17 protein-coding genes are annotated in these 16,654 nt (G+C 54.1%); 10 read left to right on the top strand and 7 right to left on the bottom strand.

Annotated elements, in window-relative coordinates:
* Nucleotides 1–17: 17 nt before the first annotated feature.
* From M3A44_08305 to M3A44_08325, 5 genes are all read left to right on the top strand, one after another.
* Nucleotides 18–1,016, top strand: a complete 999-nt coding sequence (locus tag M3A44_08305; protein MEQ6341645.1) for a thiamine pyrophosphate-dependent enzyme — start codon at nucleotides 18–20, stop codon at nucleotides 1,014–1,016.
* 18 nt (nucleotides 1,017–1,034) lie between these two features.
* Nucleotides 1,035–2,720: an FAD-dependent oxidoreductase gene (locus M3A44_08310; GenBank protein MEQ6341646.1), complete on the top strand. Its 1,686-nt coding sequence runs from the start codon at nucleotides 1,035–1,037 to the stop codon at nucleotides 2,718–2,720.
* Between the two features lie 81 nt (nucleotides 2,721–2,801).
* Nucleotides 2,802–4,715, top strand: coding sequence for an ATP-dependent zinc metalloprotease FtsH (gene ftsH / locus M3A44_08315; protein MEQ6341647.1), 1,914 nt, complete (start codon nucleotides 2,802–2,804; stop codon nucleotides 4,713–4,715).
* Nucleotides 4,716–4,726: 11 nt separating this feature from the next.
* Nucleotides 4,727–5,545: a polyphosphate kinase 2 gene (gene ppk2 / locus M3A44_08320; protein ID MEQ6341648.1), complete on the top strand. Its 819-nt coding sequence runs from the start codon at nucleotides 4,727–4,729 to the stop codon at nucleotides 5,543–5,545.
* 265 nt (nucleotides 5,546–5,810) lie between these two features.
* Nucleotides 5,811–7,058 carry a dicarboxylate/amino acid:cation symporter gene (locus M3A44_08325; GenBank protein MEQ6341649.1) on the top strand — a complete coding sequence of 416 codons (1,248 nt, stop codon included), beginning with the start codon at nucleotides 5,811–5,813 and terminating at the stop codon, nucleotides 7,056–7,058.
* Between the two features lie 117 nt (nucleotides 7,059–7,175).
* Here M3A44_08325 and M3A44_08330 read toward each other — a convergent pair whose 3' ends face one another.
* A complete protein-coding gene (locus tag M3A44_08330) occupies nucleotides 7,176–8,207 on the bottom strand; it encodes an alpha/beta fold hydrolase (protein ID MEQ6341650.1) in 1,032 nt (343 codons plus the stop codon).
* Between the two features lie 195 nt (nucleotides 8,208–8,402).
* Here M3A44_08330 and M3A44_08335 point away from each other — a divergent pair, with 195 nt between their 5' ends.
* Together M3A44_08335 and M3A44_08340 are read left to right on the top strand one after the other, a co-directional pair.
* Entirely contained in the window at nucleotides 8,403–8,645 is a 243-nt protein-coding gene (locus M3A44_08335; protein MEQ6341651.1) for a hypothetical protein, read from the top strand.
* Nucleotides 8,646–8,972: 327 nt separating this feature from the next.
* A complete protein-coding gene (locus tag M3A44_08340) occupies nucleotides 8,973–9,842 on the top strand; it encodes a DNA adenine methylase (protein ID MEQ6341652.1) in 870 nt (289 codons plus the stop codon).
* On the opposite strand, the gene M3A44_08345 is transcribed toward M3A44_08340, so the two are convergent.
* The 6 genes from M3A44_08345 to M3A44_08370 form a co-directional block, all read right to left on the bottom strand.
* Nucleotides 9,839–10,540, bottom strand: a complete 702-nt coding sequence (locus M3A44_08345) for an HNH endonuclease (protein MEQ6341653.1) — start codon at nucleotides 10,538–10,540, stop codon at nucleotides 9,839–9,841. The genes M3A44_08340 and M3A44_08345 overlap by 4 nt on opposite strands.
* Nucleotides 10,533–10,757 (bottom strand): helix-turn-helix domain-containing protein, encoded by a 225-nt coding sequence (locus tag M3A44_08350; protein MEQ6341654.1) that lies wholly within the window; start codon nucleotides 10,755–10,757, stop codon nucleotides 10,533–10,535. Before M3A44_08350 ends, M3A44_08345 begins: the two co-directional genes overlap by 8 nt.
* A gap of 280 nt (nucleotides 10,758–11,037) precedes the next feature.
* Entirely contained in the window at nucleotides 11,038–11,625 is a 588-nt protein-coding gene (locus M3A44_08355; GenBank protein ID MEQ6341655.1) for a DJ-1/PfpI family protein, read from the bottom strand.
* A 361-nt stretch (nucleotides 11,626–11,986) separates the two neighbouring features.
* A complete protein-coding gene (locus M3A44_08360) occupies nucleotides 11,987–12,316 on the bottom strand; it encodes a helix-turn-helix domain-containing protein (GenBank protein MEQ6341656.1) in 330 nt (109 codons plus the stop codon).
* A 13-nt stretch (nucleotides 12,317–12,329) separates the two neighbouring features.
* Nucleotides 12,330–12,563 carry a type II toxin-antitoxin system RelE/ParE family toxin gene (locus M3A44_08365; GenBank protein ID MEQ6341657.1) on the bottom strand — a complete coding sequence of 78 codons (234 nt, stop codon included), beginning with the start codon at nucleotides 12,561–12,563 and terminating at the stop codon, nucleotides 12,330–12,332.
* Nucleotides 12,564–12,834: 271 nt separating this feature from the next.
* Nucleotides 12,835–13,836: a zinc-dependent alcohol dehydrogenase family protein gene (locus tag M3A44_08370; protein ID MEQ6341658.1), complete on the bottom strand. Its 1,002-nt coding sequence runs from the start codon at nucleotides 13,834–13,836 to the stop codon at nucleotides 12,835–12,837.
* A gap of 100 nt (nucleotides 13,837–13,936) precedes the next feature.
* Between M3A44_08370 and M3A44_08375 the strand changes: the two genes are divergently transcribed.
* The 3 genes from M3A44_08375 to M3A44_08385 all read left to right on the top strand — a co-directional run bounded on the left by M3A44_08375 (nucleotide 13,937) and on the right by M3A44_08385 (nucleotide 16,652).
* Nucleotides 13,937–14,635, top strand: coding sequence for a hypothetical protein (locus tag M3A44_08375; protein ID MEQ6341659.1), 699 nt, complete (start codon nucleotides 13,937–13,939; stop codon nucleotides 14,633–14,635).
* A gap of 423 nt (nucleotides 14,636–15,058) precedes the next feature.
* A complete protein-coding gene (locus M3A44_08380) occupies nucleotides 15,059–16,156 on the top strand; it encodes a hypothetical protein (GenBank protein ID MEQ6341660.1) in 1,098 nt (365 codons plus the stop codon).
* A gap of 28 nt (nucleotides 16,157–16,184) precedes the next feature.
* Nucleotides 16,185–16,652: a CYTH domain-containing protein gene (locus M3A44_08385; protein MEQ6341661.1), complete on the top strand. Its 468-nt coding sequence runs from the start codon at nucleotides 16,185–16,187 to the stop codon at nucleotides 16,650–16,652.
* Nucleotides 16,653–16,654 lie beyond the last annotated feature (2 nt).

Below are 16,654 nucleotides of genomic sequence, written 5' to 3' on the forward strand. Positions count from 1 at the left end.
GCTGCGAGGGTATTTTCATGAGCGATCTTGCCGAAACCTTGATGCCTATTGCCGAGCTGCGCCGCAATCAGCCGCGATTCCGAGGTCTGGAGGCTGGGCATCTGGCTTGCCTGGGGTGCGGCCAGGCGCTTGCCGCGCGCCTAGTGACGGAGGCCGCTGGCCCTGATGTTGTCGTTGCCAATGCCACCGGATGTCTGGAGGTGTTTACCACGGCATGGCCGCAGTCTGCCTGGCGGGTGCCCTGGCTGCATTCCCTGTTTGAAAATGCCGCTGCAGTCGCCTCCGGCATGGAGGCTGCCCTCAGGGCGCAGGGTAAATCCTCCAAGGTTTTCGCGTTTGGTGGCGACGGTGGGACATTCGATATCGGTTTCCAGGCGTTGTCCGGCATGCTGGAGCGTGGCCATAACGTGCTGTATGTCTGCTTCGATAACGAGGCATACATGAACACCGGGGTGCAGCGTTCCAGCTCGACACCCCATGCCGCCATGACTACGACCTCGCCACCCGGCAAGGCGCGCATGGGCAAGCGCCATCTGAAGAAGGACATCATCTCCATTATCGCCGCGCACAACATCCCTTATGCTGCTACCGCGTCTGTGGCGTATCCTTCGGATATCCGCAAGAAGGTGCGGCGCGCCCTGGAAATCGACGGCCCGGCGTTCATCAATATCCACTCGCCCTGTCCGCTGGGGTGGGGGCACGACGGTTCGCTAAGCATCGAGGTGGCGCGTCTTGCGGTGGAGTGTGGGTTGTTTCCTATCATCGAGCTGGAGCGCGGGGCGCTCACGGGAACAATGCCGCTACGCGCACCGCGCCCGGTGACGGATTATCTCAAACCGCAGCAGCGCTTCGCCCACCTGTTTCAGAATGATCCACGCGCGAAGGAGGAGCTGGAACACCTGCAGGCACTCGCCGACCACAACATTGAAACCTACGGTCTGCGCGGCGAACGTCCCGATCCGTTGGATAGTGCTGGGGCGGATACAGTGCGGCGGGGCGGTGTGCGGTGGGCGTGATTTGAATGAGGGAGAACTATGGCCATCTATACACGCGGCGGATTTGCCTTGCCCGAGACATCGCTGGCGTCCAAGACCGGTACATGGCGGTTGCAGCGTCCGATACACCGGCACAGCAGCGCGCCCTGCCACACTACCTGTCCCGCCGGTGAAGACCCGCAGGCCTATCTCGCGCAGGTTGCGGAAGGGCGATGGCGGGAAGCCTGGGAGACATTGGTTGCCGCCAACCCCCTGCCTGCCATTACCGGGCGGGTGTGTGATCACCCCTGTGAGTCAGGTTGCAACCGCGGCCAATACGATGAGGCCATCGCCATCCACAATGTAGAGCGCTTCCTCGGTGATCAGGCAATCCGAGAAGGCTGGGCGTATCCGGTTACCTCTCCTTCTGTTAGCGCTCATCGAGTAGCGGTGGTCGGCGCGGGGCCTGCGGGGTTGTCCGCTGCCTATCACCTATGTCGGCTGGGGTATCAAGTCACGTTGCTGGACGCGTTACCCGAGGCCGGAGGCACCTTGCGCACGGCTTTGCCGCCTTACCGTCTGCCGCGAGACGTGCTGGCTCAGGAGACGCAACGGCTGTTGGCCATCGGTATCGAGTTCCTTGCGCATCATGCGCTGGGGCGCGATGTCTCGCTTGATGAGCTGTGTACTGATTATGGTGCGGTTTTCCTGGGTCCGGGTAGACAGCAGGGGCGGGAGTGGAACGTGGATGGCAGAGTGCCGGCGGATTTGCATACCGGCCTGCGTCTTCTCCAGGAATGGGTGGCCGTGGGAACCACCCCGAATGTGAAATCAGCCGCTATCGTAGGGGGCGGGAACAGCGCCGTGGATCTGGCGCGCGTGCTGCGCAAGACCGACGCCGAGGTGCATGTCATCACCCATGATGCACTGCCCAAACTCGGGGTGCCGCCCGAAGGTGCGATGAAGGCGATCCCCAGGGAAGTAAAACAGGCGCAGGAGGAAGGCGTGGTGTTTCACGAGCATCGTGGCATCCAGCGTTTGATTCTGCGCGGCGAACGGGTGGTGGGGGTGGAGATGGTCCATATGAAAAAGTTACCGCGTCCCGATGGGAGTATCGAGATCGTGCCCTTCGAAGGCACGGAAACCGTTCTGCACGTGGACCAGGTTATTCCTGCCATCGGTCAAGTGGTGCTGGCCGCTGGGATGGAGCGCATCCTGGAAGGCAGCCCTTTCTTTACTGTGGATCTGTGGGGACATGTGGTGAACCATCCGGGAGTGTTCGCCGGAGGTGATGCCCGGAAGGGGAGCCGCGGCACAGTGAGTGGTGCGGTGGGTGATGGCCGGCGTGCGGCACTGGCCATCGACGGATATCTGCGGGGCATAGCGACTTCGGAACACCGCGCAGTGAGTATCCCTCTGGAATCTCTCAATTTGAATTATTTCGAACATGAGCCTCGGGCCGAGGAACCCCTTCTTTCTGTGGAGCAGCGGAGCGGCGATGCCGAGGTGGCTGGTGGGTTGATCGAGTCTCAGGTGATGGCGGAATCGCTACGCTGTTTCTCCTGCGGTGCGTGCCTTGCCTGTGACAACTGCTGGACATTATGCCCGGATCAATCAGTGCTGAAAATAAAAGAGCTGGCGAGCGATGGCTCACACTATGTGTTCGATTATGACTACTGCAAGGGTTGCGGATTGTGCGCGCGCGAGTGCCCATCGGGATATATTGTCATGGAGGATGAGGTGTGAGTTATTGTTTGCTGGGTTGATATGCAGTCTGGCAACTTGGCAGGTTTAAAAAATGAAAAATAACAGAGTAGAATTATAACCATGGAAAAACGCTGGCACTTTTCGGTCTGGTATCTTCTGCTGGCGCTGCTGCTCGCCTTTTGGTTTCAGAGTTTTATCATGGGCACGCACCAGGTGCTCCTTTCCTATAGCGATTTCAAGAAGGCTGTTGTAGCCGGTCAGGTGACTGAGCTTGCTCTGGGCAAGGAGGTCATCCGGGGCAAGCTGAAGGTTGAAGGGTTGAAGGAGGTGTTGCGGCCCGCGCAGGTGGAGCAGATCCGGCGTGACAAGCAGGACTTTCACGACTTTGAAACGATCCGTGTGGAAGATCCCGATTTGACGAAAGAGCTGGATGCCGCTCATGTCAATTATTCCGGCCAGATTGAGTCCACCTTTTTCCAGAGTCTTATTGCGTGGCTGTTGCCCTTTATCTTTCTGGCGGCGATCTGGGCCTTTCTGTTTCAGCGCATGGGTGCGGGGGGTGGGATGGGCGGAGCAGGCGGCGGGCTTATGTCCATCGGCAAGAGCAAGGCCAAGATCTACATGGAGAGCGACATGAAGATCACCTTCGCCGATGTGGCCGGCATTGATGAAGCGGTTGATGAGTTGCGCGAGGTGGTTGCCTTCCTGAGCACGCCCGAACGGTTTACCGCGCTGGGCGGACGCCTGCCCAAGGGCATTCTGCTGGTTGGGCCACCGGGCACCGGCAAGACCTTGCTGGCGAAGGCCGTGGCGGGAGAGGCCAAGGTCCCCTTCTTCAGTTTGTCGGGATCGGAATTCGTGGAAATGTTCGTAGGGGTGGGCGCCGCACGGGTGCGGGATCTGTTTGAACAGGCGCAGCAGAAGGCACCGTGTATTATCTTCATTGATGAGCTGGACGCGCTGGGTCGGGCGCGCGGCATGAATCCCATGGGGAGCAACGAGGAGCGGGAGCAAACCCTGAACCAGTTACTCAAAGAGATGGATGGTTTCGATCCCAATAAAGGGGTGATCCTGATGGCGGCCACTAACCGCCCGGAGATTCTCGACCCCGCCCTGTTGCGTGCTGGCCGTTTTGACCGCCACGTGGTGGTGGACCGGCCCGACATCAAAGGCCGTGAAGCCATCCTCAAAATCCACATAAAAGGCGTCACGCTCGCGCCGGATGTGGATATACCAATACTAGCGGCGCGCACGCCGGGTTTTGTCGGCGCCGATCTGGCCAATGTGATCAACGAGGCCGCCTTGCTGGCCGCACGCAACAACAAGAAGGCGGTTGACATGAGCGACGTGGATGAGGCCATTGACAGGATCGTCGCCGGCCTTCAGAAAAAATCGCGGATGATGACCCCACGCGAGAAACGCATCGTCGCCCATCACGAAGCAGGCCACGCCCTGGTTACGGCGTTGGTGACTCATGCCGATCCGATTCGCAAGATTTCCATCATCCCGCGCGGTGTGGCGGCGCTGGGTTACACCATGCAGTTGCCAACGGAAGACCGTCATCTACTCACGGAAGCGGAACTGCTCGACCGCCTGGCGGTATTGCTGGGCGGCCGCGTCGCGGAGGAGCTGGTGTTTGACGAAGTTTCCACTGGCGCTGCGGACGACTTGCAAAAGGCTACGCAGATGGTGCGCAGCGTGGTGACTGAATACGGCATGAGCAAGGCCCTCGGCCTGGTTACCTATGCGCCCGAGCGATCCATGTTTCTTGAAGGCGCACTGCGCGGTGGCCAGCAACCCTATAGTGAGGAAACCGCCAAGCAGATCGATGCGGAGGTGCGTCGCATCGTGGAAGAGGCCCATGGACGGGTCCGCACCCTGCTGGGCGAGCATAAAGACGCGCTGCTCGGCGTCGCGCAGCGCTTGCAGGAAAAAGAAGTGATCGATGGCGAGGAATTCATGAAAGTTATTGGGCAATTTGGTATAAATAAGGTGGCGGCGAAAAGCGATGAAACGAGCTTGATATCCCAATAGCGGAGCACGGCATGAGCAAAAAAATCAAAAATAACGACAAAAATAATGACACGGAAAACGGCGACTCCGATATTAGCAAACAGGAGTATGAAAAAAGCCTGTATAAACTACAGGTGGAACTGGTCAAGCTCCAGAAACACATCATCAAAGAGGGTGATAAAATTCTGATCCTGCTGGAAGGCCGGGATGCATCAGGCAAGGATGGCATGATCAAGCGCATCATTCAGCATCTCAGTCCACGCGAGACGCGGGTAGTGGCGATGGGCAAGCCCTCCGACCGTGATCGCAGCTCCTGGTATTTTCAGCGTTATGCACCCCATCTCCCCGCTGCGCAGGATCTCGTGCTGTTCAATCGGAGCTGGTACAACCGCGCAGGCGTTGAGCGCGTTATGGGCTTCTGTAACGATGACGAATACGAAGAATTCATGACAACGGTTTCCGATTTCGAACATATGCTGGTCAACTCGGGAATCAAGCTGTTCAAATATTATCTGGACATCAGCAAGGACGAGCAGAAAAAACGCCTCAAGGCGCGTCGCGATGATCCACTCAAGCAATGGAAGGTCAGCGCCATCGACGATCAGGCTATCAAGTATTGGAAGGATTACAGCCTGGCGAGAAACGAGATGTTTGCCCGCACCCACAACCCAGTGGCGCCATGGACAGTGGTGCATGCCAACGACAAGCGCGCCGCACGCATCAACCTGATCAAGGATCTGTTGATCCGCTTGCACTACCAGGGCAAGGACGAGCATTTGCTCATCCCCAACCCGGCTATTGTCTTTGCGTATGAAGAAAGCTATCTGAAGAACGGCATGATTGCAGGGTAACATAAGCATGTTACCATCGGCCGGGTTGTGAATTGGTGTTACGCACCGTCCACGAAAAACACGAAAGGCACGAAAAAACTTCATGGCACAGTCCGTTCGGCCGTTGTGTTCGGATAACGAGCGAAGTTGACTGGCAAGCCCAGGCGCATTCTTGTACCAAGTTTCCCCACCCATTTTTCGTGCCTTTCGTGTTTTTCGTGGACCGTACCTTTTCATTGGTGCGCTATGGCACTCGTTTAATTCAGAAGTGGTATAAGGAAATCGCTTGAGCCAACGCAACCTCAGTGTAAAGATTCTTGCCGGTCTGCTGGCAGGCTCAATATTGGGAATCATCGCCAGGCTGGGCGCACAAGGTGCGCCATGGCTCAACTGGCTCGTGGAGTATGTGACCCTGCCAACAGGGCAGATCTTTCTGCGACTGCTTTTCATGCTGGTAGTGCCACTACTGTTTTCGGCCTTGGTGATTGGTATTTGCAGCCTCGATGTGAGGCGCATGGGGCGAATGGGGGCGAGGACGCTGGGATACACCGTGGTTGTCTCTCTGATCGCAGTGCTGATCGGGATGACGCTGGTGAACTGGCTCCGGCCGGGTGAAGGCTTGCCGGATTCGCTACGCGCATTCGCCTCAGCAAACGGAACAGCGATATCCGTCCCGAAGCCGCCGGAAACCACGGGGGCCGCGTTCATCGTTGGCATGTTTCCTGATAATCCGGTCAAGGCGGCGGCCAACGGGGAGATGATCGGGGTCATCCTCTTTGCGTTGATCTTTGGTGTCGGCCTTTCATACACCCAGACACCAGGGGCACTCCGTCTGCGCGAGGCGATTGAGGGGCTTTACGATGTCAGCATGACCTTGATCAATGGCATTTTGAAGCTGGCGCCTTATGGCGTGGCCGCACTGCTCTTCACCATGACCGCCCGTTTGGGCGTAGAAGTGCTGGGAAGCCTACTGTCCTATGTTGGCGTAGTGCTGCTGGCGCTTTCTCTTCATATGTTCGTTGTGTATTCACTCTCTGTTCGATTTCTGGGTGGAATGTCTCCGATCGCGTTCTTTCGGGATATCCGGCTGGCAATGCTCACCGCCTTTGCTACCGCTTCATCAAGCGCAACGCTTCCCACTGCGCTCAAGGTTGCGAATGACAATCTCAAGTTGCCTCCCCATGTCAGCCGGTTTGTCCTCACCGCAGGCTCGGCGATGAACCAGAATGGCACCGCGCTTTTCGAGGGAGTGACGGTGCTTTTTCTCGCCCAGCTTTTTGGTGTGCCACTGGATTTCACGCAGCAATTTACGGTAATGCTGATCTGTGTCCTGGGTGGAATCGGCACTGCGGGCGTTCCTGCGGGGTCATTGCCGGTAATCGCGATGATCCTGGTGATGTTCGGGATTCCCGTGGAAGGCCTGGCCCTCATCCTTGGCGTTGACCGCTTTCTCGACATGTGCCGCACCACTTTGAACGTGACGGGTGATTTGGCTGCGGCAGTTTACGTAGCGCGCGGCGAGAAAGAGGAATGAGCCTGAAAAACTCAGTCATCCACGAAAGTCACAAAAAACACGAAAACATTCAAATACATGTCGCGATTTTACTTTCTACCCATCCGGTAAATTGTTGTAGCAATCCATGTTTTTGTTTTATTTCGTGAATTTCGTGTTTTTCGTGGACAAAAAGCGGTTTTTAAGATGAGTTGAGTGGTTGAAAAACTCTAAAATACGCTCCGGCAGCCACGCGTGTCTGCCGGGAAAAGGCCCGGAAATAAAGCCCATGTGCCCGCCTTCTTCTGGGAACTCCAGTGTTACACAGGCCGATACCTGTGATGAACGGGGTAACGCCGATGCCGGCAAGAAGGGATCGTTGCGGGCGTTGATCAGCAATGTAGGGATGTGGATGTTGATGAGCCCCGGTTTGCTGCTGGTTCTTGTCCAGTAATCATCAGTATTTTTGTAGCCGTGTAGTGGCGCAGTAAAAAGGTCATCAAATGCTCGCAAGGTTGTGACGTGTCTTAGTGCCTCACGGTCAAATAGGCCTGGATACTGTTCGAGCTTCTGCGACGCTTTTTTCTTCAGCGTGCGCAGAAAGTGAGCGGCATATAGCTGATTAAATCCCCCGCTGTCCAGCGCCTTGCCGGTGGCTTGCAGATCCATCGCGGCAGAGACCGTTACCGCTGCGTTGATAATCCCACACGCATTATCTCCCTGTTCCCCCATCCATTTCAGCAGGGCATTGCCGCCTAGCGATACACCTGCTGCAAAAATGCAAGAATCAGGATTTAGTGCGCGCAACCGGCGCAAAATCCAATCAATCTCCGCGCTGTCACCGGCGAAATAGGCGCGGGGCAGGCGGTTGGGTTCGCCGCTGCACCCGCGAAAATTCACGGCTATTCCACGCCAGCCGCTGTGCTGCAATTTCTCCATCAGGCTGCGCACGTAATGTCCCCGTGAGCTGCCTTCTAGTCCATGAAAAAACACCACTAACGGGCCAGAAGAAGAAGTATTTAGCCAGTCAACATCAATGAAATCACCATCCGGTGTATCCCAGCGCTCACGCGTATAGGCGATGCGTGGCGCGGATGTAAGCAGGGCTGTATAAATGGTTTGTAAATGGCCGCCAGGAAGCCAGGAAGGAGCAAGGTATGACAGGGTGTGCCTCGGTATGACGTTTGTAATGTTTAGTATATAGCACTTGATCAGGTAGGCAGTGTCAGATGTGTTTTAGCCCAGAATGGTTGAAATCGATCCGGAAGAGACGCTCAAGGCATCGGGGTCGAATGCCTGGTGTGGGGCGAAAGCAGGCATTCGCTGACGCGATAACCCGTCGTCCACGGATGCCGTTTTCGACGATGACTCTCTACGCTGTTGGCCATGTTAGCGACAGCAGTACAGCACGCCTCGGTCTCGCCCGCTCAGATCCATTACGAACGGCACCGTCCGGTGACGACGGTGTTCTATCGTCTCATCCAGGAGAATGTTGAGATCTTCTACCACCAGATCGATGTGGAGACGAGACACACGCTCCCCGACTTTGTGATGAAGGAGTTCGATCGTTATCTGGATCGCGGGATTCTGGCGCACGGCTTTTTGCGGGCAAAATGCGGGAGCATTTAAGCAGAATCTTACGCTTTGGGTAAATAAGACAAGTCGATTCATTAGAAAACAATGAGTTATACTAACCATGAACTACTCTAATTTAGTGGTTAGGTGTGTGAATGGTAAGCCCTGTATCTAATTGATAACGTGATATTTTAAATAAAAACTGTAAATCTTTACGCAATTGCCCATGCTTGTTCAAGAAGGCGGCCTAGTTATGGCGTTCTTGGCTATTGACATTTTCTCTGTTATGATGACTTTATGTATCATAAAAAACGGTAGCGAGGCAACAAATTGCGCTTCTCTGTTCCCCATCCAATTCCTTACCAAGGCAGCAAACGCCGATTGGCTACAGCCATTCTCAGCCACGTTCCTGCAAACCAATACACGCGCCTTGTAGAGCCGTTCGCCGGTTCAGCCGCAGTTACTTTGGCAGCTGCGTCTCGAAAAACGTTTTCTTCTTACGTGATCGGGGATGCGCTCGAACCGCTTATCAGATTGTGGGACATGATTATTGATGACCCTACGGAAGCTGCTGACCAGTACAGTAAGCTGTGGCATCGGGAACGCGAAAAGCCGATTGATGCGTACTACGAAATTCGCTCCGAGTTCAACGCAGATCGTAACCCCGCCAAGTTGCTGTATTTATTGGCGAGGTGCGTAAAGAACGCCGTTCGATTCAACCCAGCAGGCGAGTTTAATCAGTCACCGGACAAGCGCCGGAAGGGTACGCGCCCACAACTGATGAAGGCAGAGCTATTCGCCGCACATCAAGCCCTTGCGGGCAAATCTCAGGCAGTGCATGGAGACTTTTTGTCGCTGTTTCTATCCGCGCAGGAAGGAGATTTTTTCTACTTAGACCCGCCGTATCAAGGAACAAGCGAAGGCCGAGATCAACGCTATATTGCAGGTGTCAGCCGTGATCGAATGATTGAGGCACTAGCAATCCTCAACGAAAAGCGCATACCATTTATTCTTAGCTACGACGGCTTTAGTGGAGAAAGAAAGTATGGCGACCCACTTCCTCAGACTGTCGCGCATCGAATTTTATTGGATGTTGGCCGGTCTAGTCAGGCCACCCTTAACGGTCGTGACGACGTGACAATTGAATCCCTTTACGTATCGCACTTCATTCCGGCTATACGCAAAGCAACCAAAGCCACCCTTTCACTTGACGACTTTGCGGAACAGACAACACTATTTACATTTATCTAGCGTGTATTTTTTAAAATTTGCTTGATCTCTTCAGCCACGCTTCTCTGGTGATGTTCCGCCTCACTTCTGACTCGTTCAAAGTCGGGTACCTCGTCACCAATCCAAACAAGGTCTACTCGTCGCTGCAGCTGCATGGCGATGTGACTATAAGAGGTTGGTTCGGCCCAATAGCAAGAGAGGCAGGCATCAAGGGATTTAATCTGTAACCAATTCTTACAATGCTCGCATGCCCATGACTTTTTCCGATTACATGAACCGCAAAGAATTTGGTACGGCGATTCCTCTCCGCGTTGTGATTCACCCGCGACCTCATACGGGATACGATGATCGACCTGCAAATTGTGCGCGGCTCCGCAAATTTGGCATCTATCGCCAGCAGCATGAATGAGCGCATCCCGTTCTTTCTTTGGCAGGAGTCGCCGCCCCTCCTTCCCTGCCTCTAGTTCCCCTTCATCAAATATATATGCCGCGATTGAGCGACCGTTGGTGTGTTTAACTTTGATGGTTTTGAGACGGAATCCCAAATCTCTAACGTCTTGAGCGGCGCGAGGCGGGTGATCGTATCCGGCCTGATTGATTTCCTCCGTCGTGACAGCACCGTTTTTAATGATGCTATCCAAAACAAATCGCGCCCTTTTGTTCGTTACAGCCGAGATTCGTTCGAGAAGCTCTTTCGGAAAGTCGGATACATCAGGCATTGAACAGTTCCTTTGCGGGAACGCCTAATGCAGTCGCGATTTTGTGGATGTTTAGAAGGCTGATATTTCTTTCGCCTCGTTCAACACCTCCAATATACGTCCGGTCCAGGCCACAGGTGAGCGCGAGCGACTCCTGCGAAAGCCCTTTTTGCTTTCGAAGTTCTCGCACTCGCTCACCGAAGTACTTTTGAAGTTGGGTTTCACACTGTCTATCCATCTGGGCATAAGTGAATCACTATAGATGACAATGAGTCCACGGACTTTAGGTATCATTAGTGTAGTAGGGTGCAATAAACGAAGTGCATTGCACCGAATGAGACAAGGCTACGGCGTTGTGTTGCTGCGCAACGTTTGGTGGGTTTCGCGATGCGAACCCACCCTACATTGAAAAGAACCCAAAGTCCTCTCCTGGCACCCCCGCCATGCAAGATATAACACAGTCTGCCAAGTTAAGCCTCAACCACTACAACTAATACGAGCCAACTGCCGTTTTAGGGTTATGGCTCGAGTTTGCTGTCCAGTATTTGAAGGAATTTCCGCATCCACTCTGGATGGGCGGGCCAAGCTGCGGCGGTAACCAGGTTGCCGTCCACATGGGCGTTAGAAAAAGTTGCATTGGTTTCCACCCAGGTGGCGCCCGCCTGGATCAGTTCGGGTTTGACGGCGGGGTAGGCCATGCATTGTTTGCCTCTCACGACATCCGCAGCAGTGAGTATCTGCGCACCGTGACAGATCGATGCGATAGGTTTGCGGGTTTGAGCAAAGTGCCGCACGATGTCCAGCACACGTTCATTCAGGCGGAGGTATTCAGGCGCACGACCCCCAGGAATCACGAGCGCGTTGTAATCCTGAGGGTTGAGTTCATCGAAATTGGACGTGATGGCAAAGTTATGGCCGGGTTTCTCACTATAGGTTTGGTCACCCTCGAAATCGTGGATTGCGGTACGCACGGTTTCGCCACCTTTTTTGCCGGGGCAGGCTGTATGGACGGTGTGGCCGACCATGGTCAACATTTGAAACGGCACCATTGCCTCGTAGTCTTCTACAAAATCACCCACCAACATGAGTATTTTCTTCTTGGCCATGCCCACTTCCTCCTTGTCATTGTAAACAGTGTTAACGAAACGAAGAGTTATTCCATTTCCACTTCAAAGGTGTATTTTCCCCCTCTCCCTGACCCTCCCCCCGCAAGCGGGGGAGGAGATATATTGATTGTCCCATTGAAGTGGAATTGGGAAATGGAATTACTCTTCAATAATCAATGCGATCTTGCCAGTAATGGAACCCTTTTCCAATAGTTGATGTGCCTCGGCAGTTTCCCCCAAAGGGAATGTATGCGCGAGGCTGATTTTTAATTTCCCAGCAAGTAGGCCGTGAGTGGCGTTGCGCTGGAAGCAGCGGCCCGGATCCAGTTAGTAGCATCATCAGGCCGCGCAGATCACTGATTTAAATCACCAGTTGTTCGGGTTCAATGCCAAGAGCACGCGCAATCTTTTCGCGAGTAGATTTCCGTATGCTCTCTTTTGCCTCCTGTTGCGCGTATGCACTTTGAGAGATGTCAAGGCGTTGCGCGACATCTGCCTGGGTTAGCCCAAGATGCTCACGCCATGCCCGGACAGGCGTCATCCCCTCATTAACCACTTTGCCGACGACATCGTTGGGAACGGTTGGCTCACGGCGTTGGGGTAATCTTAAATAGTCACTATACGGAATCACAGCGAAAGCGGGTTTCCCCTCCGCATCTTTCAGAATCTGAACATTAATAGGTACGTTCATTGCGTTTCTCCACCTACATGATAGTGACAATGATGGGGGTGCTGTCTTGGCCAATCTCAAAGATCACCCGATAGTCACCCACCCGAAGTCGGTAATCGTCGCGTCCCTGCAAGCGCTTGATGTTGCCTTGGCAGTCCGGCCAGTTTGCTAATTGCTGTACCTCAGCAAAGATTTTCTGGCGTTTGACCCTATCGGCTATCTTGCGAAGTTGCCTGGCTGCTTTAGTAGACCATTCAATGGTATTCATAAAATGAAATATAAGCTATTTATAAGTTATGTCAAGAAAACTTATTTTCATCCACGCTCCCCCGACTTATCCTCACCATCAATCCAGTATTGTAGGGTGCAATAAACGAAGTGCATTGCACCGAATGAGGCAAGGCTACGGCATTGTGTTGCTGCGCAACGTTTGGTGGGTTTCGCGATGCGAACCCACCAAACATACCCCTCACCCCAGCCCTCTCCCCGCAAGCGGGGTGAGGGGATGTATTGATTGTCCCATTGAAGTGGGATTGGAATTACTCCTCAATAATCAATGCGATCTTGCCGGTAATGGAACCCTTTTCCAATAGTTGATGCGCCTCGGCAGCCTTTTCCAAAGGGAATGTATGCGCGAGGCTGATCTTTAATCTCCCGGTGTCGAACAGCGCGGCGCATTGCTCCAGAATCCACGCCTGGTGCTGTTGTGCTTCGGCCAATCCATAGTGCATGGGTGACAGCATCAGTTCATAGCCGACGCGCTGGTTGCGTTGCCGCGCCTCTTTCCAGTCAATATCGTTGCCGGGCTGGAGCAGGGTGACGATGTCGCCATAGAAGCGTACAGCATTAAAAGTTGCGGCGAAGGTTTTGCCGCCCACAGTGTCCAGCGCCAGATCAACGCCATAACTATCACTCCATTCCAGTGTCGCTCCCACAAAATCCGTTTCTTTATAGAGGATGGTATGGTCCGCACCCAAGCCGGTTATAAAGTCGGCCTTGTCCGAGGAGCCAACGGTGGCGCATACCCGTGCTCCGGCAATGTGTGCCAGTTGCACCGCGATATGTCCGACACCTCCCGCGCCGGCATGGATGAGCACCTTCTGCCCTGCCTGCAAACGGCCACGGTCATGCAGGGCTTCCCAGGCGGTGATGAGGACCAGGGGCGCGGCGGCGGCCTCGGCGAAGCTGAGGGCGGCAGGTTTGTGGGCGGCGAATCGCTCATCGACAACGGCGTATTCGGCGTAATTGCCGGGATGGCCGCCGATACCTCCGTTGCAGAAGTACACTGCATCGCCCACCTTGAAGCGAGTCACGGCTGGCCCGGCCGCTTCCACGATTCCCGCGCCATCACAGCCAAGGATGGCGGGCAGGCACCCCGGATAGTAGGTGCCGCGGCTGCGCAGCTTGGTGTCCAGCGGGTTCACCCCGGCAGCCTTCAGGCGCACCAGTATATCCGTGTTCCGCCTGAGGGCGGGCGTTGGGATTTCCCGGAGTTGCAATACGCCGGGGCCACCCATGGCAGTCATCATCATAGCTTTCATGGCGATGTTTCTCTGAAAACTGATAGTTTTATGTAATTTAGCATACACAAGTTGCGTGACCTGTTGCATCATATTGGTTAAACAGCCGCAGGGGGGAGATATGAAACAACATTGCTCAGTGATCCGCATGGTCTTATTGCTGGCGGCGGGATGTCTGTTGGTAGCCTGCTCAGGGAAGACCCTGGTGACCAGTGATAACATGAACATCAAAGGAATGCCTGACTGGGTGATCAAAGGCACCCGGACGTTGAAAGATGATGGGCATTGGGTGATCCACGGCGTAAAAATGGCCTCTTTGGCAGACCTCTCGATGCAAAGACCGTTCGTTACCCACGAGCATAATTTGCCGCCCGCGCAGATTATGCCGTGGGGTTATCTCTCGCCGGCACCACAGCCTAACAATACGCGGAATGACCTGCCTCCGATAGGTGCGGCGACCTTGGGGAACATCTCTGCGCAGGGCCCTGCCGCCGATGATCGTGCCCGCGCCGAGGTGGCACGTGTTTTGTCCACGATGCTGGATAGACTATCAAAAAATTATAATGCACCAGAAGATAAGGCCATAAGCAAGGCTGAGATGGCGCAGCAGATCAAGGGCGCGGCCGCTGCCATGCTCAAGAGCGTGAGGATTGTTGCGCGCTGGCGCGATGAGCAGAGCAACTATTTGTATTCTCTTGCTGAGTTGGATATGAATCAGGCCAAGGGTTCGTTCGGACAAGTGGAGGGCTTGGATGCCCATTTGCGTGGCTATATCGAGTCGGAGATCGATAACGTGGTTGTTGCCAGGAGTGTTAAATAAGGTTGTTGATTGACCGCTATTGTATGCATATGAAGAAAAAAATGAATGATTGTGCCGCCGTGATCGGTATACATTTTGGGATACTCCCATCCCAAAATGCCTGCGCTCAGCGGCAACCATGCCTTCGGCGTCCCGGACCATCCTCTCCGTGAAAGTGGCAATGAACGCAGACTCCGACACGTGCCCTTCATGGTAAAACAGGACGCCCCAGGCCATCTGGGAGTTGTCAGCCATCCCTCGCTGGCGCGTCGTTGCCTTGTCGCGTTTTATGCCCTATGCCTGACGGGGTGCGCCACGCACAGCGAATCGTTTAGGGTTGTCGAACAAAATCTGGCAAACCAGCAGCCGGAACTGGCGTTGCAGGCTCTGGATAAGCAGAAGGGTTCCCGCACCGATGAAGTTCTCTATTTGCTAAATAAGGCCATGTTGCTGCGCATCGCCGGTGATTACCGGGCCAGCACGGCATCATTTGAAGCGGCGCAGCAGCGCATGGGGGCGCTGTCTGCGTTGAGTCTGCGTGAACAGGGTACATCGTTTATCATCAATGACAGCACTCGCAGTTATGAGGGCGAGCCGTTTGAGCAGGTGATGGTGCATGTATATAAAGCGCTTAATTATCTTCAGTTGGGGGAGCGTGACGGAGCGCGGGTGGAGGCGCTGCAGATTGATCTCAAGCTGCGCGAACTGGGGGAGAAGTCTGGAAAACATCTCGGCGAAGCGTTTTCCCGCTATCTGACTGGCATTATTTATGAGGACTTTGGCGAATGGAGCGATGCAATGATCGCCTATCGCAAGGCCTATGAGGCTTATCTCCAAAATCAATCAAAATACCGGGTCGATGTACCGGATTTTTTGAAAATGGATTTGCTTAGATTGGCGCATAAACTGGATCTTGGCGAAGAGCAGGATAAATACCGGCGTGAATTTGGCATTCAGGATTGGCAGGATAAAAATCAGGGGAGCGCAGGAGGAGAGCTTGTTTTTGTCCTGAATAATGGACTTTCTCCAATTAAGAAAGAAAATAGCGTGGTAGTGCCGAATCCATCACGGGGTAGCCTGGTGCGCATTTCCTTGCCCTATTACCAGCCGCGCCCATCACCGGTAAGCAAGATGCGTGTAAGTGCGGCAGATGAGGTGGTTGAAGGGGAAAGAGTGGAAAACATAGATGCAATTGCCACCGGGAATCTTGCCGAAAAAATACCGGTGATAACAGCCCGTAGCATGGCGCGTGTTGTCGCAAAACAACAGATGGCAGTACAGGCAAGGAAAAATAAAAATGACGGATTAGCCGCAGTGATTGATATCATCGGCTTTATCACTGAGCAGGCCGATACGCGTGCCTGGTCCACTTTGCCACATGATGTTTATCTGGCGCGTTTTCCACTCGGCGCTGGCAGTTATACGGTCAAAATTGAATTGCGTGATCGAATGGATAATATTGTTGCAGTTCAGGAGTTTCAAAACGTTTTGGTTCAGGAAGGTAAAAAAACCTACCTTTCATATCACTGGGTAAGCTTGTAGATGTAAGTGAACAATTTTTGGGTTAAACATGGCAATAGAGATAGAGCGTAAATTCCTGGTGCGCAATGACACGTGGCGTAACCACGCCGCTGACGGTGTTTTTTATCGTCAGGGATACCTGGCCAGTTCGCCAAGTTGCTCGATAAGAGTACGTTCGGGTGGCGGAAAGGGATATCTGAATCTCAAGAGCGCCACGCTTGGTGTGACCCGCAAGGAGTATGAGTATGAGGTTCCCGAGCAGGAGGCCAATGAAATGCTTAACCTGTTCTGCGAAGGTCCATTGATCGAAAAGACGCGCTATAACGTCGAACATGCCGGGCATATCTGGGAAGTTGATGTGTTTGCGGGGGATAATGACGGGCTGATCGTCGCGGAGATCGAGCTTGACGATGCCGATGAGGCTTTTGAGTTGCCGGGCTGGGCGGGCGAGGAGGTGTCGCACGATTCACGCTATTATAATGTTTGCCTTGTGACGCACCCGTTTAAGGATTGGTAAAG

This window comes from Gammaproteobacteria bacterium, from assembly GCA_040183005.1.
Lineage (GTDB): Bacteria > Pseudomonadota > Gammaproteobacteria.

Bases quoted from the DNA above. Each gene is read 5' to 3' on its own strand.
- M3A44_08380 (MEQ6341660.1), top strand. From the start codon at position 15,059: ATGTTGCTGCGCATCGCCGGTGATTACCGGGCCAGCACGGCATCATTT.
- M3A44_08305 (MEQ6341645.1), top strand. From the start codon at position 18: ATGAGCGATCTTGCCGAAACCTTGATGCCTATTGCCGAGCTGCGCCGC.
- M3A44_08375 (MEQ6341659.1), top strand. From the start codon at position 13,937: ATGAAACAACATTGCTCAGTGATCCGCATGGTCTTATTGCTGGCGGCG.
- M3A44_08345 (MEQ6341653.1), bottom strand. From the start codon at position 10,540: ATGCCTGATGTATCCGACTTTCCGAAAGAGCTTCTCGAACGAATCTCG.
- M3A44_08350 (MEQ6341654.1), bottom strand. From the start codon at position 10,757: ATGGATAGACAGTGTGAAACCCAACTTCAAAAGTACTTCGGTGAGCGA.
- ftsH (MEQ6341647.1), top strand. From the start codon at position 2,802: ATGGAAAAACGCTGGCACTTTTCGGTCTGGTATCTTCTGCTGGCGCTG.
- M3A44_08355 (MEQ6341655.1), bottom strand. From the start codon at position 11,625: ATGGCCAAGAAGAAAATACTCATGTTGGTGGGTGATTTTGTAGAAGAC.
- M3A44_08335 (MEQ6341651.1), top strand. From the start codon at position 8,403: ATGTTAGCGACAGCAGTACAGCACGCCTCGGTCTCGCCCGCTCAGATC.
- M3A44_08365 (MEQ6341657.1), bottom strand. From the start codon at position 12,563: ATGAATACCATTGAATGGTCTACTAAAGCAGCCAGGCAACTTCGCAAG.
- M3A44_08370 (MEQ6341658.1), bottom strand. From the start codon at position 13,836: ATGAAAGCTATGATGATGACTGCCATGGGTGGCCCCGGCGTATTGCAA.
- M3A44_08385 (MEQ6341661.1), top strand. From the start codon at position 16,185: ATGGCAATAGAGATAGAGCGTAAATTCCTGGTGCGCAATGACACGTGG.
- M3A44_08360 (MEQ6341656.1), bottom strand. From the start codon at position 12,316: ATGAACGTACCTATTAATGTTCAGATTCTGAAAGATGCGGAGGGGAAA.
- M3A44_08310 (MEQ6341646.1), top strand. From the start codon at position 1,035: ATGGCCATCTATACACGCGGCGGATTTGCCTTGCCCGAGACATCGCTG.
- ppk2 (MEQ6341648.1), top strand. From the start codon at position 4,727: ATGAGCAAAAAAATCAAAAATAACGACAAAAATAATGACACGGAAAAC.